The organism is Scandinavium hiltneri (assembly GCF_024764835.1).
Classification (GTDB): Bacteria; Pseudomonadota; Gammaproteobacteria; order Enterobacterales; family Enterobacteriaceae; genus Scandinavium; species Scandinavium hiltneri.
Map to the genome: position 1 here is coordinate 366685 of NZ_JALIGE010000076.1, position 23149 is coordinate 389833.

Below are 23149 nucleotides of genomic sequence, written 5' to 3' on the forward strand. Positions count from 1 at the left end.
GGAAGCTATCTGGTGTAATATCCGTGCATATCCCCTGTCAGATGGTCAAAAAAGGAACCAACAAGGATGCTTTTTACGCTAAAGAAGTTTATTGGCGGCATGATTTTACCGTTACCGTTGCTGCTGTTACTGATGGCGCTCGGCCTGGCGCTGCTCTGGTTCAGCCGATTCCAGCGTAGTGGTAAGATTTGTCTTAGTATTGGTTGGCTGGCGCTGTTGCTGCTGAGCCTGCAACCGGTCGCCGATGCGTTACTCAAGCCAATTGAAAACAGCTATCCAACCTGGCAGGGCACGGAGCGCGTCGACTACGTTGTGGTGTTGGGCGGGGGTTATACCTGGAATCCTGAATGGGCACCCAGTTCAAATCTTATCAATAACAGCCTGCCGCGTCTGACGGAAGGGATCCGCTTATGGCAGGCCAATCCAGGTGCCAGGATGATTTTCACCGGTGCAGCGGCTAAGACCAACCCCGTGAGCACCGGAGAAGCCGGGGCACGCGTCGCGCAGAGCCTGGGCGTGCCGCGCAGCGATATTATCGTGCTGGATAAACCGAAAGATACGGAAGAAGAAGCCGCGGCGGTAAAAGCAGCAATTGGCGATGCGCCGTTCCTGCTGGTGACGTCTGCCTCACATTTACCGCGAGCGATGATTTTCTTTCGCCATGCGGGCCTGCATCCGCTGCCTGCTCCGGCCAATCAGCTGGCCATTGAATCACCGCTCAATCCCTGGGAGCGACTGATTCCTTCTCCGGTCTGGTTGATGCACAGCGACCGCGTGGGCTATGAAACGCTGGGCCGCATTTGGCAATGGCTTAAAGGCAGCTCAGGCGAGCCAGGGGAGTAAAGATTTCGACGCCAAATCGAACCTGGCGCGGTTAAATCGCCCGGTGTTGACCAACTGGGCGACTTCATCCCACAGCAGATACAACCAGCGGCGCCAGAGGAAGGATTCAGACACAGGCGCACGCTGGAGATAGTGCCACAGCAACCCTTCCGCCAGCCCGCTCTCCGACAATCGGAACAGCTCGTACTCACGCGGCGCCCACAGCATAATGCCCGGTCCGACCATCGCCAGCAGCTGATCGCTGCGGGAATCTTTCAGCATACTGCGCAGCGTAAAGTTGCCATGCACCATGACGCAATTATCATTAAAACCGTCAAACAGCGCGGGCAGACATTCCCGCGTGCGGAACAGGATCCGTTTGTCCTGCATGGTGAGCCCGGTGTTGGGGTAGAGATTCAGCGTGCTCCACAGCATTTCGACGCGCTGGCGATACCAGAGCGGCCAGAGATTTTCCTGCGTGCTGTCGACCGTGCCTACGCAGCCGCCGCTGTCCTGTCGATGCCAGGCCAGTAATGCCTCGACTATCTGATCTTTCAACTGCTCCCAGCGATCCGGCGTTCTGGCAGGAGCCTCCACTGGCACTCCGCGCAGCCGTTCGAGCAACAGGATATCCGGGCCAGGATGCTCTTCATGGGTCATCACGCCGTAAACCACCGGCATGCGAACGGTCCCACTGCGGGCCAACGTTGATATTTTCCAGGCCAGTTGCTGTGCAAGTCCCGGCGTAGTGAAACTTCGTGCCAGCAGCGGCATTGGGTGTCCCTGAGCATCGTATAGCGACCACAGTGATGAGTCCGTTTTCTCACTCACACACTCCACCCGACTCAGCTTCTCGCCCAGCAGGTGGCTCAGTTCGGCACGCAGTTGTTCCATATCTGGTTACCCCTGTGAAGACTACTGTTTTTATAATGAGCGCCGGTGCCGAAGATGTCACCGGATAAGATCAAAAACGGGGTAAAAAGAGGATATACGGAGCGGGAAATACTCCCCTCCGGGCGGAGGGGAGAAGGCGATTAGCGCAGTTCTGCGCGCACGCGAGCGAGATCTTCGGGGGTATCAACCCCAGTGCCCGGGACTTCTTTCGCCACAGCAACGTGGATTTTTTCGCCGTACCACAGCACGCGCAGCTGTTCGAGCATTTCGATTTGCTCGAGCGGACTCGGTGCCCAGTTGACGTAACGACGAATGAAACCCGCGCGATAGCCGTAGATCCCAATGTGGCGCAGTAGCGTGTCACCAATGACGTCGCGGCTTTGAGCGAAACGGTCACGATCCCACGGAATAGTAGCGCGGGAGAAATAGAGCGCGTAACCCTGCGCATCCATCACGACTTTGACCGCATTCGGATTGAAGGCTTCTTCCGCATCGTGAATGGGCACTGCGAGCGTTGCCATTCCAGACTGGCTGGCGGCCAGGTTTTCAGCGACCTGCCGGATGATAACCGGGGGGATCATCGGCTCATCACCCTGGACGTTGACGATCAGCGTGTCATCGCTGAATCCGCATTTTTCCACCACTTCGGCCAGACGTTCGGTCCCGGACTGGTGATCGGCTCGAGTCATGCAAACTTCGCCACCTGCGGCCTCGACTGCGCGCGCGACGTCTTCATTATCCGTCGCAACGATAATGCGCTCAGCGCCAGACTCACGCGCTCTTTCAAGCACATGCACAATCATGGGTTTGCCGTTAATGTCCTGCAGCGGTTTGCCCGGCAGGCGGGTGGAAGCGTAACGCGCGGGGATGATGACGACAAAACTCATGGATGGCTCTCTTCTGCGCTCAATGGACGGGCTTCGTTTTCCAGCAGGACGGGAATTCCGTCACGCAGCGGGAAAGCCAGGCTGTCGAGTTTGCAGATAAGCTCTTGCTTATCCTGACTGTAATAGAGCTTCCCGTTGCAGACCGGACAAGCGATGATTTCAAGTAAGCGGTGATCCATAGTTCCTCCAGATGGACCGAAAAAGTAACTGTCGCAGCATAGCACAGAGCCCGTTTATACGGCCTCAATTTCCCATCCCTTTGGCTGAGCGTTGAAAAGTTCAGCAGGTCGATGGTTGAGTACCACGCTTCCGGCTCCTTGCCAGCACGCAAAATCACTGATGGCCTGCATCAGGCCTTTTTCCAGCGTCTGGCTCACCCTCACGCCGTCCTGCAAATAGACGGCAAAGATTTCCAGCACGCCGGTTTTGCGGTGCATTTTGCTGTCCATTCGCCCCACCAGTTTTCCCTGGTGCAGTAACGGCAGAACGAAATAACCAAACTGACGTTTCGGTGCGGGTGTGTAGCATTCAAGCCGATAGGTGAAATCGAAAAGCTGCTCAGCGCGCTTGCGGTCCCAGACGACAGGGTCAAATGGCGAAAGCACCACGCTGCGGGTGGCGGTCAATTTTCCTGCCTGCGCATCCTCTAGCAGCGGCTGTAAATCAGCATGCAGCCACATCGCCCCAAGCCCTTCGACATCAACCGGAATTATTAGCCCCTCTTCTTGCCAGCGTGCAAGTAAGACAGGCAACAAAGGCTGCCGTAAACGGTAGTAATCTGCCAGCCATTGGCCACGAAAAATCCCGAGACTGCGGGCGCTGTTTTGCAGCATTAATTCTTCGGCCTGTTCCTGAGCGAGCAGATCGCGCTCGTCGTTCCAGTGCGGCATCACCCGGGAGGTCAAATCGTATATACGCTGGAAATTATGGCGGCCAATCACCATTACTTTCCCGGCGGTGAACAGCCCTTCCAGATGGCGCTTGTGTGGCTTCCATTCCCACCAGCCATTCGCACCTTTACGGGGATGCTCAAAATCCGCCGAGCGAACCGGTCCGTTTTGCTGAATGTGTTCGATGAGCAACTCTATTTCAGCGGCATGTTCCACCATCCACTCTTTGCGATACTTCCAGCCCATCTTGTCGGGCGAAAGCATCCGATGGCGCATCAGTGAAAAGTCACTTCTCGGTAAGAAGCAGGCCTCATGGGCCCAGTACTCCATCAGCTCTCCACGGTTTAACGCCTCGTCCAGCCATTGTGATGGAAAACTGCCCAGGCGGCTGAATAACACCAGCCAGGGGCTGCGCGCAACGACGTTGATAGTGTCGATTTGCAGTAAGGACATGCGCTGAATGGTAGAAAGAATGTCACCCGGTTTCGGGCGACGACGGGGCTTTTTGAGTAACCCCTGAGCGGCAAGATGAAGATGGCGTGCGGCAGTTAGTGAAAGCGTTACTTCTGACATTCGAAGTCCTCATCAGCTCTGCCTGAACCGCACGCGATACGCTAGCGTTGCGCCAGGCTCACCAGTTTCTGAATCAACCGTGGGGCCTGCTCGTCGTCAAAGACGGCGTCCACCGGTAAATACCACCAGTTTTCTTCGGCAAAAGCGCGACACTTGACCGCGTCTTTTTCCGTCATTACCAGCGTTTGCTTGTGTGTCGCGAGCGCGCGTACATCCGCTGCGCTTAACGCCTGATGATCGCCCAGTGCCACGGTTTTCACCGGCTGCACGCCGCAGCTTTCAAGGGTGGCAAAAAAGCGCGGAGGATGACCAATTCCGGCCATAGCGACAACGTCCGTCAGCAAAGAGACGCTACGTTTTTCGCCCGTTTTAAGGTTAACGGCCATGCCTGGGCGTAACTGCATCGGGATTTCACCCGCACGCGGTACACCACCATTGACGATAACCGCATCCACGCTTTTCAGCCGTGAAGCACGTTCGCGCATCGGCCCGGCGGGTAACCACCAGCCATTACCAAAACGACGGACGCCATCAATCACAACGATTTCAACATCACGCGCGAGACGATAATGCTGGAGACCATCGTCGGTGATGATGATTTGCAGATCATGAGCTGCCAGCAATGCCTGAACAGCATCACTGCGGTTAGGGGAAACGGCGACGGGCACACCGGTGCGTTGATAAATCAACACCGGTTCATCGCCCGCTTCGTCAGTGGTGATGTCTGTTGTTAACAGCAATGGATAATGGGCTGCTTTGCCGCCGTAGCCGCGAGAAACGACGCCCGCTTTAATGCCATGCTGCTGAAGTTGCTCCACCAGCCAGATAGCTACTGGCGTTTTACCATTACCGCCTGCGGTGAGATTCCCCACCACCGCGACCGGAACCGGCGCACGCCAGGCTTTCTTAATGCCTAAACGATAGCTGAGACGAATGACACCGCTCACCAGGCCATACAGCCAGGAGAGCGGTAACAGCAGCAGCCAGAGCGGGGATTCGCCAGACCAGATACGTGCGATCATTGCCCAAATTGCATTTTATGCAGCTGAGCATACACGCCGCGATGTTCCAGCAGATCCTGGTGACTACCGCGCTCAACGATACGCCCATCTTCGACGACGACAATTTCATCGGCTTTTTCGATGGTGGACAGTCGGTGAGCGATCACCAGAGAAGTACGGTTTTTCTGCAGTTCATCCAGCGCGGCCTGAATAGCACGTTCGGACTCGGTATCCAGGGCTGACGTCGCTTCATCCAGAATCAGGATTGGGCTGTCACGCAGCAGCGCACGGGCAATAGCGATACGCTGACGCTGACCGCCGGAAAGCAGAACGCCATTCTCACCAATCACCGTATCCAGACCGTTATCCATCTTACTGATGAAGTCCATGGCGTAAGCCATTGTCGCGGCCCTCTCAATATCTTCACGGCTGTAAAGGTCTGTACGGGCGTAAGCGATGTTGTTCGCGACGGTATCGTTGAACAGATGAACATTCTGCGAAACCAGTGCCACCTGGTCGCGCAGCGATGCCAGGGTGTATTCGCGGATATCGTGGCCGTCGAGCACGATGTTGCCTGTATCCACATCATAGAAACGTGTAATCAGGCTCGCGATGGTGGACTTACCCGAACCGGAACGTCCCACCAGTGCGACTGTTTTCCCTTCAGGGACATGCAGATTGATGTCACGCAGCGCAGGCACTTCACGGCCTGGATACGTAAAGGTGACGTCTTTAAATTCGAGATTACCCTTCGCACGTTCAACAACGCGGGTGCCCTGGTCTTTTTCCTGTTCGGTATCGAGGATAGCGAACAGCGTCTGGCAAGCCGCCATACCGCGCTGGAACTGGGCATTGACGTTGGTCAGAGACTTCAGAGGACGCATTAAGGCGATCATTGAAGAGAACACGACCGTGATGGTACCCGCGGTCAACGTTTCCATTACGCTCGGGAAGCTCGCCGCATAGAGTACAAACGCCAGCGCCAGCGACGCAATCAGCTGAATGATTGGGTCAGAGATTGAAGAAGCAGAAACCATCTTCATACCCTGCAAACGCATTTTATTGCTGACTTTATCGAAACGCTTGGTTTCGACGTCTTGCCCGCCAAACATCAGGACTTCTTTATGCCCTTTAAGCATTTGCTCTGCACTGGTGGTCACCTGCCCCATCGTGTTTTGCATATTTTTACTGATGCTGCGGAAACGCTTGGACACATGGCGAATAGCAAAGGAAACGATCGGGGCCAGTACAATAAGAATCACTGACAGCTGCCAGCTGTACCAGAACATCATGATGAACAGGCCGATAATTGAGGCCCCTTCACGCACGACGGTAATCAATGCACTGGAAGAAGATGACGCTACCTGTTCGGAGTCATAGGTGATACGTGACAGCAAAGTACCGGTGGACTGTTTGTCGAAAAACGAGACCGGCATACCCATCATATGGCCGAAAAGGCGGCGGCGCATGGTCATGACCACTTTGCCTGAAACCCAGGAAATACAGTAGCTTGATACGTAGCTGGTAACACCACGGAGGATCATCAACCCGATGACTACCAGCGGCATCCACAGCAGCACTGAGCGGTCCGTTTTCCCAAAACCATCATCCAGTAACGGTTTAAGAAGCGACAGCATAAAGGTGTCACTGGCAGCATTAAGAATCAACGCAACTGCAGCCACGATAAGGCCAGCTTTAAAAGGCGCAATCGTTGGCCAAAGTCGGCGGAAAGTCTGCCACGTGGAGAGATCTTTGTCGTTCTGCATTCAAAAAACCAGCTTATGTTGAGATAGCCGCACATTCTACCCGTTATCACCAGCATCGCCAAACCACTGATGATACCAACGGGGGTATATTTGATCGCGTAAGCTCTGGATTTGCCAACCTTCTGGTGAAAAGTTGACCGTAACCTGCCCCTGGTGAGGCGTATCGAACCAACGATAATTCCGCTGGCTGTAACGCGTTTTCACCTTTGCTGAGGGAAAATGCCAGGCATTGTAGCGCGCCGTCGAAGCCAGAGCGGCCTGCCCATCAATCCGTTGAAGTAATGCCAACGAGGATGACGTCGAGCTGCCATGATGTGGCACCTGAACAAGTGTAGACGCAAGATGCTGCCAGTAATGACTGAGCATTGACATTTCTGCCGATATTTCAATATCTCCCGTCAATAAAACGCTATAGCGCCCGTCATCGACCCGTACGACACACGAGCGGTTATTGCCTTTCTCCATTGTGTCAGGCAACGGCCAGACCGCCCGGAACGTCAGTCCTTGCCAGCGCCAGCTTTCCCCTCGAAAACAGGGTAAATGCCCTTCCCACTTTAACGGGCTTCTGACCCACAGTGCAGGCCAGGTTTTCAGCAGCGTTTCCAACCCCCCACGATGGTCGAGATGCTCGTGACTGAGAATGATGCCCTCTGGCTGTAGATGATGCCAGCGCAGCCAAGGGATAATGAGTTGCTGGGCACTGTCGCCTCCTGGCCAGGCAAGCCCGGTGTCATAGAGCAGCGCTTTGCCGTTTCGGGTAATGACAACGGATAACCCCTGCCCCACATCCAGCATGGTCACTGACCACATCTGGGGTGGCAGCTGACGCCAGAGTGGAAATGTAAGGAGAGTTCCGCATGCCAGTATCGAGGCAGGCCATCTCGTCCAGCCATTGAGTCGCCAGAGGATAATGACCAGCCACGGTATCACTACAATGCCCTGCCAGCGATAATCGATATCTTGCCATCCCTGCGGCAGAGCGCGCAAAAACCAAAACAAGCCTTCGAGCAGCCGATCGGCTAACAGCCAGATATAACTTTCCATGGTCGCCGGTCCGGTAAAATGCAGCACAACCCCGGCCAACAAAAGCGGAATTTCGCCCAGCGTCACCCAAGGCACGGCCACAAGATTGGCGGGCAGAGATGTCCAGGACATGCCGTGAAATATGCTCACTTGCAATGGAAGCAGAAGCAGCATCAGTCCCAACTGTAAATGCACTAACGAAATCAGTCCTTTAATTATGACGTTACATTGCAGGCGAAGGGGTGGCATCCACTGATACCAGAAGATCAACGTTGCAACGGCAAAAGCCGATAACCACAGGCTTTGCGTCAGAATGGCTAAAGGATCCAGCACCAGGAGTGCGGCAATACAGCACAACCATACTTCCCATGGCGTCCATCGACGACCACTTAAGCGCAACAGCAGCCAGACCCCGGCCGCGATAATGGAGCGCAGAGCCGGAGGCTGTAATCCACTCAACCACGCGTACATCAGTGCCAGAAGAAAGCTGGCGCAAAGGGGCATTCGCCAGCCAATCCACCGGCATGGCAGCACTCTCTGTATACCTCGTATCAAGACCCAACCCATCATCGCCACCAGAGAAATATGCAACCCGGAAATCGCCATCAGATGCGAGGTTCCCGTTTCTTGTAGCAGGCGTTTTATTTCCGTTGGAACATCTGCTCGCTCGCCAACGGCCAAAGCCAGCATGACGTGTTGCCACGGATAAGGTTCGAGTGCTTTCGCCAACGTGGAGACTAACTGCGAGCGTATGCTGCACTGACCGTCTACTCTATTCGCATGCGTAAAGCGCCCGGTTAATGGACGATGTAATGAAAGCGCATAGCGCTGACCATCAAACATGCCCTCATTAAGTAAACCGTGTACTGCCCGGGCTTTAATGGTCATTTGCCAGATTTGCCCTACGCAGCCCTTTTCCGGCAGTGCCTGACCATAAAGAACGATACCTGGTGCCGGGATTTGCCGCTGGCCGTTGATCCGCAGCAGTTTGCCGTAATACGTGGTTTCACCGTCTATGGCGACGATCTCCACCTCTGCCTGTAACAGTCTCCCGGATAGCGTATTTGCCGGAATGATAATCTTCTGCGCAGCAAAAACACCCCAGCAGAAAAAGAGCGCAGTGAGGCCCACGATTCTGAAGCGCCGGGCAATAATGACAAACGCAATTGCCCCTAACGTAATCGTGCCAGCAACGTCTACCGACGGTAATTGGGGTAACCAAAACAATGGGCAAATGCCGATGATGGCGCTGATGGCTATTGTGGGTAATCGCATGACACCTCCCTGTCGCGAGCAGTCTCATGCTTTCAAGTTTGAGTGTCTTTAGACAAATACAGACGTTGCGAGGAGGCTTCCAGGAAATCGATGTTGTTGCAAAGAGCGCATTGTGCTTTCCGGGGCGTGTTCCAAAACCCTGGTGGCCACCTCACGAAAGGTACGTATTCCAGAAACGAAAAAAGCACCCTGTGGGTGCTTTCATCTCGTTCAAGTTTTGCGGAAACCCGCAATAACTCAATCGTAAATATTGGCGCGATCGCGCAATTCTTTCCCCGGCTTAAAGTGCGGAACGTATTTACCTTCCAGCTCGACTTTATCGCCTGTTTTCGGGTTACGCCCAACGCGTGGGGCGCGGTAATGCAAAGAGAAACTACCGAAACCGCGGATTTCAATGCGCTCGCCCTGGGCTAGCGTAGAGGCCATATGTTCCAGCATCTCTTTCACAGCATCTTCAACCGCTTTCGCAGGGATGTGAGATTGCTGGCTTGCAAGTCTTTCGATGAGCTCTGACTTGGTCATGATTCCTCCGGTTTCCTTTCAGGAAAGTATAAGCTAACAGCTTGAACAAGGGCGGCCGTAGCCGCCCTTTGTTGTTGATTACAGGACGAATCCTGCAATCTGTCAAGTTACTCGTGAAGAGTGACCTGATTACTCGCCTTTAGCTGCTTTAAATGCTTCAGCCATAGCGTTGGAGAAGTTGCTTTCTTCCTGTTTGTTGTTAACAGTAGCGATGGCATCTTTCTCGTCAGCTTCGTCTTTAGCACGTACAGACAGGCTGATTGCACGGTTCTTACGGTCAACACCGGTGAATTTAGCTTCAACGTCGTCGCCTACGTTCAGAACCAGAGTTGCATCTTCAACGCGGTCACGTGATGCTTCAGAAGCACGCAGGTAACCTTCAACGCCGTCAGCCAGTTCTACGGTTGCGCCTTTAGCGTCAACTGCAGTCACTTTACCGTTAACGATAGCGCCTTTCTTGTTCAGAGCAACCCAGTTGTTGAACGGATCTTCAGCCAGCTGTTTCACGCCCAGGGAGATGCGCTCACGCTCTGCGTCAACCTGCAGAACAACGGCAGCGATTTCGTCGCCTTTCTTGTATTCACGAACTGCTTCTTCGCCTGCAACGTTCCAGGAGATGTCAGACAGGTGAACCAGGCCGTCGATGCCGCCGTCCAGGCCGATGAAGATACCGAAGTCAGTGATAGACTTGATTTTACCTTCAACGCGGTCGCCCTTGTTGTGGGTTTCTGCGAACAGCTGCCATGGGTTAGATTTGCACTGCTTCAGACCCAGGGAGATACGACGACGTTCTTCGTCGATGTCCAGAACCATAACTTCCACTACATCACCAACGTTAACAACTTTGGATGGGTGGATGTTTTTGTTGGTCCAGTCCATTTCGGAAACGTGTACCAGGCCTTCAACGCCTTCTTCGATTTCAACGAAGCAGCCGTAGTCGGTCAGGTTGGTCACGCGACCAGTCAGTTTGGTACCTTCTGGGTAACGCTTAGCGATAGCTACCCATGGATCTTCGCCCAGCTGCTTCAGACCCAGAGAAACACGGGTACGCTCGCGGTCGAACTTCAGCACTTTAACAGTGATTTCGTCGCCAACGTTCACGATTTCGCTTGGGTGTTTAACGCGTTTCCACGCCATGTCAGTGATGTGCAGCAGGCCGTCTACGCCGCCCAGGTCAACGAATGCGCCGTAGTCAGTGAGGTTCTTAACGATACCTTTAACTTCCATGCCTTCCTGGAGGTTTTCGAGCAGCTGATCACGTTCTGCGCTGTTTTCGGATTCGATAACGGCACGACGGGAAACAACAACGTTGTTACGCTTCTGGTCCAGCTTGATAACTTTGAACTCAAGCTCTTTGCCTTCCAGGTGCAGCGTATCGCGAACTGGACGCACGTCTACCAGTGAACCTGGCAGGAACGCACGAATACCGTTCAGCTCAACAGTGAAGCCACCTTTAACTTTGCCGTTGATAACACCAACAACAGTTTCAGCGTCTTCGTATGCTTTTTCCAGCGTGATCCAAGCTTCGTGACGCTTAGCTTTCTCACGGGACAGCAGGGTTTCGCCGAAGCCGTCTTCTACTGCGTCCAGCGCAACGTCAACTTCGTCACCGACCTGGATTTCCAGCTCGCCCTGGGCGTTTTTGAACTGCTCTGCCGGGATGGCGGATTCAGATTTCAGACCGGCGTCAACCAGTACGATATCTTTATCGATAGCAACAACAACACCACGAACGATGGAACCCGGACGGGTTTCGATTGTTTTTAAGGATTCTTCAAATAGTTGAGCAAAAGATTCAGTCATGTTTAATCTTCGAAGTTAGATTTAACGTCCACCTGACACCATGTCGGATGGGGTTGTTTAACATACCCGCTCACAATCCATTGCAGCGGGGGTACTACAAATTCGGAGGCTCGCTTATCTTTTAATCAGACAGCAACCAGTTTTTGGCGCGCGTATTGTAACGCTTTTTCAATCACTTGCTCAATGCTTAATCGTGTTGAATCCAGGACTAAAGCATCAGCAGCGGGAACTAACGGTGCCACCGCGCGGTTGCGGTCACGGTCATCGCGTTCCTTTATCTCGACCAAAAGGCGTTCAAAGTTAACACTAAAGCCCTTTTCCTGCAACTGAAGCATACGGCGTTGAGCACGTTCTTCCGGGGAAGCGTCGAGGAAAATCTTGACCGGCGCATCGGTAAATACCACGGTTCCCATGTCGCGTCCGTCGGCAATCAGGCCCGGGGCTTCACGGAATGCACGCTGGCGACGTAACAACGCTTCACGTACGCGCGGAAACGCTGCCACCTGAGAGGCCGCATTTGCTACTTCCTGAGTACGGATTTCGCCACTAACGTCTTCACCCTCGAGGATAACCTCAAGATTACCGTCGGTAGAAACAAAACGAACATCCAGATGTGCCGCCAGTGGGACCAGTGCTTCTTCGGAGGTCACGTCGACGTGATGATGTAATGCCGCCAGAGCCAGGACGCGATAAATAGCGCCAGAATCCAGCAGGTGCCATTGCAGTGCTTCCGCCATGGCTTTGCACAGCGTGCCTTTCCCGGCGCCGCTAGGCCCGTCAATGGTAATTACCGGGGCAATTGCCGTCATCGTTATCTCCTTCAATCAGGGCGTCTGTTACTTAAACGCCGCGCATTATACTCGCCAAAGCGCCAGTCCGTTAATGTTGCGTGCAAAATGCGGAATAATGGCTACCTATCGAACGATAATTGGGCAAGTATAGTTCAGAAGCGGACAGAAAAACGCCGACCAGACGGTCGGCGCAGAAGGCAATATCAGGCAGGGGTACTGATGCGAGCGAGTTGTTCGAAATAGTCAGGGAAAGTTTTCGCCGTACATTTCGGATCAAGAATGGTCACCGGCGTGTCGGACAACGCCACCAGCGAGAAACACATCGCCATGCGGTGATCGTTATAAGTGCCGATCTCTGCGAAGGTCAGATGCGCGGGCGGGGTCACTCGAATATAATCTTCGCCCTCTTCCACTTCCGCACCCACTTTACGTAGCTCTGTCGCCATCGCGAACAAGCGATCGGTTTCTTTCACACGCCAATTGTAGATGTTACGCAGCGTCGTCGTGCCTTTGGCAAACAGCGCGGCCGTGGCGATAGTCATCGCCGCATCAGGAATATGGTTCATATCCATATCGATGGCGGTCAGTTCAGCGCCCGTGCAGGCGATGAAGTCATCACCCCAGGTAACGGTCGCGCCCATTTTTTCCAGCACATCAGCAAAGCGGATATCGCCCTGTACGCTGTTGCGACCTATTCCGGTTACTTTTACCGTGCCGCCTTTGATAGCGCCTGCGGCGAGGAAATACGACGCAGAAGAAGCATCACCTTCTACCAGATACGCGCCCGGTGACTGATATTGCTGTCCGCCTTTGACGACAAAACGCAGATAGTTCTGGTTATCCACCTTCACGCCGAAGGTATTCATCAGATGCAGCGTAATATCGATGTACGGCTTAGAAACCAGATCGCCTTTAATGGTGATAACGGTATCCTGCGCAGCCAGCGGAGCAGTCATTAACAGCGCCGTCAGGAACTGGCTGGACACGCTGCCGTCAACGGCGACTTCGCCCCCCACGAAACCGCCTTTCAGGCGCAGCGGCGGATAGTTTTCCTGCTCAAGATAGTCAATCTGTGCGCCACCCTGACGCAGCGCATCAACCAAATGCCCAATCGGACGCTCTTTCATGCGCGGTTCACCGGTCAGCACGATATCGTTACTGCCCAGGCACAATGCCGCCGCCAGCGGGCGCATTGCCGTTCCGGCATTACCCAGGAACAGTTCCAGCGCCGCCTCTGTTTTCAACGGACCGCCATTGCCGATCACTTCACAGCGGGTGCGGTCAGAAGACAGAGTGTACTGAACGCCCAACGCGGTCAGAGCATTGAGCATGTGGCGCACATCGTCACTGTCCAGAAGATTAGTCAGAACGGTGGTGCCATGGCCCAGAGCCGCCAGCAGCAAAGCGCGGTTAGAGACGCTTTTTGAACCTGGTAAATTGATGGTGCCGTCTACATGCGCGATGGGTTGTAACGTCAGGGATTCCATGAAACTCGACTCTCAAAAGCAGAAAATAAAAACCCCGCAGACCCGCTGCGGGGATGAAAACAAGAACATTAACCGTGGCGGCGTTCGAACTCTTTCATAAAGTCGGTCAGCGCCTGAACGCCCGCCAGCGGCATAGCGTTATAAATAGAGGCGCGCATTCCACCGACCACGCGATGGCCTTTCAATGCATGCAGGCCCGCGGCGAAGGATTCTTCGAGGAACAGCTTATCCAGTGCGCTGTCGGCCAACTGGAACGGTACGTTCATACGGGAACGGTTGGCTGCAGCCACGTCGTTACGGTAAAAATCGCTGTTATCGATAGTGCCATACAGCAGTTCCGATTTTTGCTGGTTGATGCGGTTCATGACTTCAACACCGCCCTGCGCCTTCAGCCACTTAAAGACCAGGCCAGACAGATACCAGGCAAACGTCGGCGGCGTGTTGAACATCGAATCGTTGTCGTTCAGCACGCTGTAATCAATGATTGATGGACAGGCGGTGTGTGCTTTACCCAGCAGATCTTCACGCACGATAACCAGAGTCAGACCGGCCGGACCGATGTTTTTCTGAGCACCAGCGTAAATCACGCCAAAGCGGCTGACATCAAGCGGGCTGGATAGGATCGTGGAGGAGTAATCCGCCGCAACCACAACGTCTTTACCGAAATCAGGTACTTCGTCAATGGCGATGCCGTCTATGGTTTCGTTCGGGCAATAATGCAGATACGCCGCGTTGTCAGAGAGCTGCCAGTCGCGCATCGGTTTCACCGCACGCAGACCGTCAACGGTCACTTTGGCGTCAATCACGTTTGGAGTGCAGTATTTTTTCGCTTCTTTTACTGCACTGGCTGCCCAGTATCCGGCATCCACGTAGTCTGCCGTGGTTTTGTCGCCCAGCAAGTTCAGCGGAACACCCGCGAACTGGCCGCGACCACCGCCGTGGCAGAACAGGACTTTATAGTTGGAAGGGATTTTAAGCAGGTCGCGGAAATCTTTTTCTGCTTCTTCGGCCACCTGGATGAACTCTTTACCACGATGGCTAATTTCCATTACCGAGGTACCCAAACCCTGCCAGTCGCAGAGTTCCTGTTGGGCCTGTTTAAGCACATCCGCCGGAAGCATTGCCGGGCCAGAACTAAAATTAAAGACCTGAGTCATTTCCCCTCACCACGCTATACACGTTATCAGCCCGTAGGCATAAGTTATTCCTGTGGATATCGGTTTTACCATTCAGTGACACAGGCCGCAACGGCTAATACTCGCGAGCCGAAAAATGTGTCCAGGCTCACACAACAGAATATGCCATCTTGACGTCACAATGCCGACAATTTGGCTATCAGGTGATGCGTTTTGCCCGACTAGCCTTGGTCCATTCGGGATGCGCGCAGCGAGGGCATTTTTGATGATCGCCTGCATGCATATGGAATATTGCGCTGCACCGTGTGCAGGCGTAGTCATTCTCTTCAGGCATCGTTTTGAAGCGTTCAACGCACTCACCGGGCAAGATAGGCAAACCGGCTTTCACCTCATCGTCGCTAAAAAAGTAGACACTAATTTGCCCATTCGTTTCCATGATGGCCCTTTTAACCTGCCCCAGATGCTCGATGCCACTCAGGCGCAATTCCATAAAAAACTCAAACTCGGTCATGTTTTCCGCGCGCAGCTTTTCCCAGGCCAGCTCACCGTTTACCACCACGATAATGGGCTTTCCTTCGAGTAAATCCTCCAGCTTTTCGCTGTGCGCCATCAGCCACATAACGAGTCGGTAGAGCACAGCCAGTGTGACAAAGACGATCAATACCGGAAGCATCGGTACGTCGTCGTAAAACGCCACATCTCCTGCAGCAGAGCCTAACGTCAGGATGATGAGTACTTCGAAGAGCGACATCTGGCGCACGCCGCGACGTCCGGTGATTTTTAAAAACAGGAATACCAGCACGAAGGTATAAAGGCTACGCAGGGCCACTTCCCCGAGAAATTCCGCGGGGACTTTATCGAAAGCCATTCGGTGCAAATCAAACGCATGCATTTTAGTTGCCTGAACAGGGGGTTACTGTTTCTAAGCGTAGCCGAGCCTTTTATTTTCGCCGCTCGCGCCGGGACGATAGCGCCTGACACGCAAAACCCGTATCATTGCGCGCTTTCCGTACGATAAAAGTGAATCGCCATGACCCAAACATTTATTCCCGGCAAAGACGCCGCTCTGGAAGACTCCATCGCCCGCTTCCAGCAAAAACTAACGGACCTCGGATTCAACATTGAAGAAGCGTCCTGGCTGAATCCGGTGCCTAACGTCTGGTCTGTGCATATTCGCGACAAAGAGTGCGCGCTGTGCTTCACTAACGGTAAAGGGGCAACCAAGAAAGCAGCCCTGGCTTCTGCGCTCGGTGAATATTTTGAGCGTCTGTCCACCAACTACTTCTTCGCCGATTTCTGGCTGGGCGAAACCATCGCCAATAGCCCTTTCGTGCATTATCCGAATGAAAAATGGTTCCCACTGCCGAAAGACGACGAAGTGCCGGAAGGCGTTCTCGATGAGCGTCTGCGCGCGTTCTACGATCCGGACGATCAGCTGACCGCCAGCCTGCTTGTGGATTTGCAATCAGGCAATAACGATCGCGGCGTTTGTGGTCTGCCGTTCACCCGCCAGTCCGATGGCGAGACGATTTACATTCCGATGAACATCGTCGGCAACCTCTACGTTTCTAACGGCATGTCCGCCGGTAACACTCGTAACGAAGCGCGTGTTCAGGGTCTGTCTGAAGTGTTTGAGCGTCACATCAAAAACCGCATCATCGCCGAAAGCATCAGCCTGCCGGAAATCCCGGCCGAGGTGATGGCGCGTTACCCGAGTGTAGTGGAATCGATCGCTAAGCTTGAAGCAGAAGGGTTCCCTATCTTTGCTTACGACGGTTCATTGGGCGGCAAATACCCGGTTATCTGCGTGGTGCTGTTTAACCCGGCAAACGGAACCTGTTTCGCCTCCTTCGGCGCGCACCCTGATTTCGGCGTGGCGCTGGAGCGAACCGTCACCGAGCTGCTGCAAGGTCGCGGTCTGAAAGATCTCGATGTCTTCACCTCGCCAACCTTCGATGACGAAGAAGTAGGTGAGCACGCTAACCTCGAAACCCACTTCATCGATTCCAGCGGTTTGATCTCCTGGGATATGTTCAAACAGGACGCAGATTATCCGTTTGCTGACTGGAACTTCTCCGGTACTACGGAGGAAGAATTTGCCACACTCATGGCGATTTTCCAGGCAGAAGATAAAGAAGTGTATATCGCAGATTACGAGCACCTGAGTGTTTACGCTTGTCGTATTATCGTGCCAGGCATGTCTGATATTTATCCAGCCGAAGACCTGTGGCTGGCCAATAACAATATGGGTAGCCAACTGCGTGAGACCCTTCTTTCTCTGCCGGGTAGCGAGTGGGAAAAAGAAGATTATCTGGCGCTGATTGAGCAGATGGATGATGAAGGTCTGGACGACTTCACCCGCGTACGTGAACTGCTGGGTATGGCGACCGGTAAGGATAACGGCTGGTACACCCTGCGCATAGGTGAGCTGAAAGCCATGCTGGCGCTGGCTGGCGGTGACATGGAGCAAGCGCTTATCTGGACCGAGTGGACCATGGAGTTCAATGCTTCCGTGTTTAGCGCGGAACGTGCCAACTACTATCGCTGCCTGCAGACGCTGTTACTCCTGTCTCAGGAAGAAGAACGTCAGCCGTTGCAGTACCTGAACGCGTTCGTACGTATGTACGGTGCAGATGCGGTTGAAGCGGCGAGCGCGGCCCTGAGCGGTGAAGAAGCCTTCTACGGTCTGCAACCTGTAGACAGCGACCTGGCGGCCTTCCCTGCGCATCAGTCACTGTTGAAAGCGTACGAGAAGCTGCAACGCGCAAAAGCCAAATTCTGGGCTAATCCGCAGTAAAACCACAAATAACTTATGGCGAAACTATTCGCCTGCGCTATATTACGGGGCCTCTGAAGGGGCCCCGTTTTAATTTTCACGGCCCCTTCTTTAATTTGTAATGATTAAGTTAATTATGAGTAAATACTATTATTAGTAGCTTACAAACAATGTTAATTTTAATGCATATTACTCCATTTTAATTAACTGCTGAAAAGGGGGGGTCACTGAAAAACTTCAACTCTATTTGTAAATTTTAAAATTTATTTTTATTTTGATAATCAAAAAGTTACGCCGCGATCGCTGAAAAACCATGCGTTTTGCGGGCCTATAAGCCAGGCGAGATATGATCTATATCAATTTCTCTTCTATAATGCTTTGTTAGTATCTCGTCGCCGACTTAATAAAGAGAGAGTTAGTGTGAAAGCTGACAACCCTTTTGATCTTTTACTCCCAGCTGAGATGGCCAAAGTGGCCGAGGAAGCGGGTGTCTATAAAGCAACGAAACAACCGCTCAAAACCTTTTTCCTGGCGATTACTGCGGGTGTGTTCATCTCCATTGCCTTCGTCTTCTACATTACGTCCACGACAGGCACTGCGGGAATGCCGTTTGGTATTGCCAAGCTGATTGGCGGTATCTGCTTCTCACTGGGTCTTATCCTGTGTGTCATTTGCGGCGCTGACCTTTTCACCTCCACGGTGCTTATCGTGGTGGCTAAAGCAAGCGGCAAAATCACTTGGGGCCAACTGGCGAAGAACTGGTTCAACGTCTATGTTGGTAACCTGATTGGTGCCTTGCTGTTTGTTCTGCTGATGTGGTTATCTGGCGAATATATGGCCGCCAACGGAGGTTGGGGACTCAACGTCCTGCAAACCGCCGACCACAAAATGCATCATACGTTTATCGAGGCTGTATGCCTGGGTATCCTGGCAAACCTGATGGTCTGTCTGGCGGTGTGGATGAGCTACTCCGGCCGCAGCCTGATGGATAAAGCAATGATAATGGTGCTGCCAGTGGCCATGTTTGTTGCCAGCGGTTTCGAGCACAGTATTGCGAACATGTTCATGATCCCAATGGGTATCGTCGTTCGCAACTTCGCCAGCCCGGAATTCTGGACCGCAATCGGTTCGTCTCCGGACAATTTCTCTCACCTGACTGTCATGAACTTCATCACTGATAATCTGATCCCGGTAACTATCGGGAACATTATTGGTGGCGGTCTGTTAGTTGGGTTGACGTACTGGGTCATTTACCTGCGTGGCAACGACAAACATTGATCGTCGTTTCAGGCAGTAAATAAGAAATCCACATAAGAAGGTAGGTGTTACATGTCCGAACTTAATGAAAAGTTAGCTACAGCCTGGGAAGGTTTTGCCAAAGGTGACTGGCAGACAGAAGTCAACGTACGTGACTTCATCCAGAAAAACTACACCCCATTTGAAGGTGACGAGTCCTTCCTGGCTGGCGCTACTGACGCGACCACCGCCCTGTGGGACAACGTAATGGAAGGCGTTAAACTGGAAAACCGCACTCACGCGCCAGTTGATTTCGATACCTCTGTTGCGTCTACCATCACTTCTCATGACGCTGGCTACATCAATAAGGCCCTTGAGAAAATCGTTGGCCTGCAGACTGAAGCTCCGCTGAAACGTGCGATTATCCCGTTTGGCGGCATTAAAATGGTTGAAGGTTCTTGCAAAGCGTACAACCGCGAGCTGGACCCGATGCTGAAGAAGATCTTCACCGACTTCCGCAAAACCCATAACCAGGGTGTTTTCGACGTCTACACCAAAGACATTCTGAACTGCCGTAAGTCTGGCGTTCTGACGGGTCTGCCAGACGCATATGGCCGTGGCCGTATCATCGGTGACTACCGTCGCGTTGCGCTGTACGGCATCGACTTCCTGATGAAAGACAAATACGCTCAGTTCGTGTCTCTGCAGTCCGATCTGGAAAACGGCGTAAACCTGGAAGCGACTATCCGTCTGCGTGAAGAAATCTCCGAGCAGTACCGTGCTCTGGGCCAGATCAAAGAAATGGCAGCGAAATACGGCTGCGATATCTCGGCTCCTGCAACCAACGCTCAGGAAGCTGTTCAGTGGACCTACTTCGGCTACCTGGCCGCTGTTAAGTCTCAGAACGGTGCAGCAATGTCCTTCGGTCGCGTATCCACCTTCCTGGATGCATACATCGAACGTGACCTGAAAGCAGGCAAAATCACTGAGCAAGACGCTCAGGAAATGATTGACCACCTGGTCATGAAACTGCGTATGGTTCGCTTCCTGCGTACCCCAGAATATGATGAGCTGTTCTCTGGTGACCCGATTTGGGCAACTGAATCTATCGGTGGTATGGGCGTTGATGGCCGTACTCTGGTCACCAAATCCAGCTTCCGTTTCCTGAACACCCTGTACACCATGGGGCCGTCTCCGGAGCCGAACATCACCGTTCTGTGGTCTGAAAAACTGCCACTGAACTTCAAGAAATTCGCGGCTAAAGTCTCCATCGATACCTCTTCTCTGCAATACGAGAACGACGATCTGATGCGTCCTGACTTCAACAACGACGACTACGCGATTGCCTGCTGCGTAAGCCCAATGGTTGTTGGTAAGCAAATGCAGTTCTTCGGTGCACGTGCAAACCTCGCGAAAACCATGCTGTACGCAATCAATGGCGGCGTGGACGAAAAACTGAAAATCCAGGTTGGCCCGAAATCTGCGCCAATCAAAGGTGACGTTCTGGACTTCAACGAAGTGATGGAACGTATGGATCACTTCATGGATTGGCTGGCTAAGCAGTATGTCACCGCTCTGAACGTTATCCACTACATGCATGACAAGTACAGCTACGAAGCTTCTCTGATGGCTCTGCACGACCGTGACGTGGTTCGCACTATGGCATGTGGTATCGCAGGTCTGTCCGTTGCAGCTGACTCCCTGTCTGCTATCAAATACGCGAAAGTTAAACCTGTTCGTGACGAAGACGGCCTGGCTATTGACTTCGAAATCGAAGGCGAATACCCGCAGTTTGGTAACAACGACTCTCGTGTAGATGACTTCGCGGTTGACCTGGTTGAACGTTTCATGAAGAAAATTCAGAAACTGACTACCTACCGTGATGCCATCCCGACTCAGTCCGTTCTGACCATCACGTCTAACGTTGTGTACGGTAAGAAAACCGGTAACACTCCAGATGGTCGTCGTGCTGGCGCGCCATTCGGTCCAGGTGCTAACCCAATGCACGGTCGTGACCAGAAAGGTGCTGTTGCCTCTCTGACCTCCGTTGCAAAACTGCCGTTTGCTTACGCTAAAGATGGTATCTCTTATACCTTCTCTATCGTTCCAAACGCACTGGGTAAAGACGACGAAGTTCGTAAAACCAACCTGGCGGGCCTGATGGATGGTTACTTCCATCACGAAGCCTCCATCGAAGGTGGTCAGCATCTGAACGTGAACGTCATGAACCGTGAAATGCTGCTCGATGCGATGGAACATCCGGAAAAATATCCGCAGCTGACCATCCGCGTTTCTGGTTATGCAGTACGTTTTAACTCCCTGACTAAAGAACAGCAGCAGGACGTTATCACTCGTACCTTCACTCAAACCATGTAATGTGTTTTGACTGAAAACGCGAAGTAAAAAGCGTACAATAAAGGCTCCACACCTGTGGGGCCTTTTTTTAACAATGACTCTCCTGCCCCAGCCTGCTTTGCCAGCCATCTATACTATGGGTATCTGTCAAAACAGACTTAACACAGCCGGCTTTGAGCTGTGCATACACTGGCCCCGGATGGGCCGTACCTGGAGATAACACCGCAATGTCAGTAATTGGTAACTTATTTCTCTAGATAACAAAATGAAATAAAAGGATTTATTTCGGGTCACGTCCACATATTGACCATCATCTCCCAAGCCCTGCCCTGTGCAGGGCTTTTTGTTGTTCAGAGTTGGCAGATCTGCGCCCTAAGCAAACTTAATACATACCATCGGATCAAAGAGGCCTCGCATTTGCGAGGCCTCGTTTTTACATCCAGGCGATTTGTTGCTGCCCTGTCGACGTGGGGTGAGGTAGGGCCGGTGTCACTTCACCCGGCTTTACGATGTAGCGCTCGACCGTTTCCGTCGTGACGAACGTGCAGCTGCAATTGATATTTGTGCACTGGTGATAACGCTCTTTTGTCGTGTCAGTAAAGTAACGACTGGTGCGAGCATGGGCGGCTGTATGGCATAACGGACAATGGAACATTTTTATCACCTCACCTTAATGATTTTATGTCGCCATTTTATCCATTAAAACCATATAAAACAAACAGATAAATTAAATCACTCACTCATAAATCACAGCTTCGTACTCCACATCAGAAAGCCTAACCTCAAGCTCTACGCCCGTCGTGAAGCCGTTATTGTTGAGGTTGTGGGTTACCTTACTGATTAACCATACCTGCTCGTCTATGACGCGCTTAAAGCCTGACACCCTGACCGGCATTTCCGGGTAAATATCTGCTCGACCGCCCGCGAGGGTGATTGAGAACTCAGCGACGCCGCGCTGCAATTTATCCCACTTCGCCTGAGCTGCACGCATGGCCTGCGCCTTTGACGCGTAAATCGTGGTCATGGCGAAAACATTATCCGACTCACCGGCCATATACTCGCCCTCGCGGGCTTCCTGCTCTTTCTGCTTTTTGGTCTTTGCCGTGCTGCTGACCGGTTTCGCTTTGGGATGCTGAAGCGCCCGCAGGTGCTGCTCTTTCGGCTTGCGCTTCAGCTTCACCTGTTGCGCCTGCTTCTGAGGCTTCGGGTCTTTGGTATGCAACCATTTAGCTGTCACCCCGGTATACGCCCCCCGGTCAGCAATCGCGAACTGATGCCGGTCACCATCACTGCGCTGAATAGTGATTTGTGGGATGGCCTTACCGCTGGCCGTCACGCCGCTTCCGGCTTTGAGCATCAGCAATTTGCCCGCCTTGACCGACACCGCCCCGCCGTTCCGCTCGGCGAGGCGGGTCAGGAATACCGCGTCGGATTCCTGCGACTGGTCAATATGCGCGATGTGGATACCCGCTAGCGAATCCGCCACGCTGGCCGTTAATTTATTGCGGGATGCAATTGCCCCCACCACTGCGCCAAGCGTGGTGTCATGCCAGGACTCTTCCCGGCGTGAATTGAGCGTTCCGCGAAAATCAGCACTCCGCGCCCGTAACGTCACCGTGTCCGGTGCGCCGTGGTGCTCCACCTCATCGACGGTAAAATCACCTTTTCCCACCAGGGCAAAACCTTTCCAACCGAGATAAAGCGACAGCACCGCCCCGCGCACCGGCAGCTCGACCAGCCCGTCACTGTCGTCGAGCTCGATGTCGAGCTGGTCAGCCTCAAACCCGCGATTGTCGGTCATGGTCAGGTTAATCAGCCTGTCACTGATATTGCCGGTGATGTCCTTGCTGTTGAGCGTCAGCATAAACTGAGGCGTCAGGGTTGCGCCTGAGCCGGTGACGATATCCAGCAT

General features: G+C 53.1%; 19 protein-coding genes. 4 read left to right on the forward strand and 15 right to left on the reverse strand.

Translation table 11 applies throughout. The annotated features are described in order from the left end of the window. The first annotated feature begins 66 nt into the window (after positions 1-66). Positions 67-843 (forward strand): envelope biogenesis factor ElyC, encoded by a 777-nt coding sequence (gene elyC, locus MUU47_RS19215; RefSeq protein WP_258989756.1) that lies wholly within the window; start codon positions 67-69, stop codon positions 841-843. Here elyC and MUU47_RS19220 read toward each other — a convergent pair. From MUU47_RS19220 to MUU47_RS19280, 13 genes are all read right to left on the reverse strand, one after another. After that, the gene (locus MUU47_RS19220) at positions 823-1716 is read right to left on the reverse strand and encodes a YcbJ family phosphotransferase (RefSeq protein ID WP_258989757.1); all 894 of its coding nucleotides are present in this window, start codon (positions 1714-1716) and stop codon (positions 823-825) included. The genes elyC and MUU47_RS19220 overlap by 21 nt on opposite strands. A 140-nt stretch (positions 1717-1856) precedes the next feature. Next, the gene (gene kdsB, locus MUU47_RS19225; RefSeq protein ID WP_258989758.1) at positions 1857-2603 is read right to left on the reverse strand and encodes a 3-deoxy-manno-octulosonate cytidylyltransferase; all 747 of its coding nucleotides are present in this window, start codon (positions 2601-2603) and stop codon (positions 1857-1859) included. Then, complete coding sequence (gene ycaR / locus MUU47_RS19230) at positions 2600-2782, reverse strand: protein YcaR (RefSeq protein ID WP_097163568.1); 183 nt, start codon at positions 2780-2782, stop codon at positions 2600-2602. The genes kdsB and ycaR overlap by 4 nt, the downstream gene beginning before the upstream one ends. Positions 2783-2836: 54 nt before the next feature. Next, on the reverse strand, positions 2837-4066 hold the full coding sequence (locus MUU47_RS19235) for a winged helix-turn-helix domain-containing protein (protein WP_258989760.1): 1230 nt from the start codon (positions 4064-4066) through the stop codon (positions 2837-2839). A gap of 41 nt (positions 4067-4107) precedes the next feature. Next, positions 4108-5088: a tetraacyldisaccharide 4'-kinase gene (lpxK, locus tag MUU47_RS19240; RefSeq protein WP_258989761.1), complete on the reverse strand. Its 981-nt coding sequence runs from the start codon at positions 5086-5088 to the stop codon at positions 4108-4110. Next, on the reverse strand, positions 5085-6833 hold the full coding sequence (gene msbA / locus MUU47_RS19245; RefSeq protein ID WP_258989763.1) for a lipid A ABC transporter ATP-binding protein/permease MsbA: 1749 nt from the start codon (positions 6831-6833) through the stop codon (positions 5085-5087). Before msbA ends, lpxK begins: the two co-directional genes overlap by 4 nt. Before the next feature lie 36 nt (positions 6834-6869). Beyond that, positions 6870-9131, reverse strand: a complete 2262-nt coding sequence (locus MUU47_RS19250) for a ComEC family protein (RefSeq protein ID WP_258989764.1) — start codon at positions 9129-9131, stop codon at positions 6870-6872. Between the two features lie 237 nt (positions 9132-9368). Then, positions 9369-9653, reverse strand: a complete 285-nt coding sequence (gene ihfB / locus MUU47_RS19255; protein ID WP_110509901.1) for an integration host factor subunit beta — start codon at positions 9651-9653, stop codon at positions 9369-9371. A gap of 129 nt (positions 9654-9782) precedes the next feature. Then, on the reverse strand, positions 9783-11456 hold the full coding sequence (rpsA, locus tag MUU47_RS19260; RefSeq protein ID WP_110509902.1) for a 30S ribosomal protein S1: 1674 nt from the start codon (positions 11454-11456) through the stop codon (positions 9783-9785). Between the two features lie 125 nt (positions 11457-11581). Further along, positions 11582-12265, reverse strand: coding sequence for a (d)CMP kinase (cmk, locus tag MUU47_RS19265; RefSeq protein ID WP_258989765.1), 684 nt, complete (start codon positions 12263-12265; stop codon positions 11582-11584). A gap of 185 nt (positions 12266-12450) precedes the next feature. Beyond that, the gene (gene aroA / locus MUU47_RS19270) at positions 12451-13734 is read right to left on the reverse strand and encodes a 3-phosphoshikimate 1-carboxyvinyltransferase (RefSeq protein WP_258989766.1); all 1284 of its coding nucleotides are present in this window, start codon (positions 13732-13734) and stop codon (positions 12451-12453) included. 68 nt (positions 13735-13802) lie between these two features. Then, positions 13803-14891, reverse strand: coding sequence for a 3-phosphoserine/phosphohydroxythreonine transaminase (gene serC, locus MUU47_RS19275; RefSeq protein ID WP_258989767.1), 1089 nt, complete (start codon positions 14889-14891; stop codon positions 13803-13805). 178 nt (positions 14892-15069) lie between these two features. After that, a complete protein-coding gene (locus MUU47_RS19280; protein ID WP_258989770.1) occupies positions 15070-15762 on the reverse strand; it encodes a YetF domain-containing protein in 693 nt (230 codons plus the stop codon). Positions 15763-15900: 138 nt separating this feature from the next. On the opposite strand from MUU47_RS19280, the gene ycaO reads away from it, so the two are divergent. The 3 genes from ycaO (at position 15901) to pflB (ending at position 21258) form a co-directional block, all read left to right on the forward strand. Next, on the forward strand, positions 15901-17667 hold the full coding sequence (gene ycaO, locus MUU47_RS19285) for a 30S ribosomal protein S12 methylthiotransferase accessory factor YcaO (RefSeq protein WP_258989771.1): 1767 nt from the start codon (positions 15901-15903) through the stop codon (positions 17665-17667). 399 nt (positions 17668-18066) lie between these two features. Continuing rightward, positions 18067-18924, forward strand: a complete 858-nt coding sequence (gene focA, locus MUU47_RS19290) for a formate transporter FocA (protein ID WP_159753757.1) — start codon at positions 18067-18069, stop codon at positions 18922-18924. A gap of 51 nt (positions 18925-18975) precedes the next feature. Beyond that, entirely contained in the window at positions 18976-21258 is a 2283-nt protein-coding gene (gene pflB / locus MUU47_RS19295; protein ID WP_258989773.1) for a formate C-acetyltransferase, read from the forward strand. Between the two features lie 412 nt (positions 21259-21670). Here the strand turns inward: pflB and MUU47_RS19300 are convergent, their stop codons facing one another. Together MUU47_RS19300 and MUU47_RS19305 are read right to left on the reverse strand one after the other, a co-directional pair. Then, a complete protein-coding gene (locus MUU47_RS19300; RefSeq protein WP_258964628.1) occupies positions 21671-21892 on the reverse strand; it encodes a DNA-binding transcriptional regulator in 222 nt (73 codons plus the stop codon). An 81-nt stretch (positions 21893-21973) separates the two neighbouring features. Then, positions 21974-23149: a phage late control D family protein gene (locus MUU47_RS19305; protein WP_258989774.1), complete on the reverse strand. Its 1176-nt coding sequence runs from the start codon at positions 23147-23149 to the stop codon at positions 21974-21976.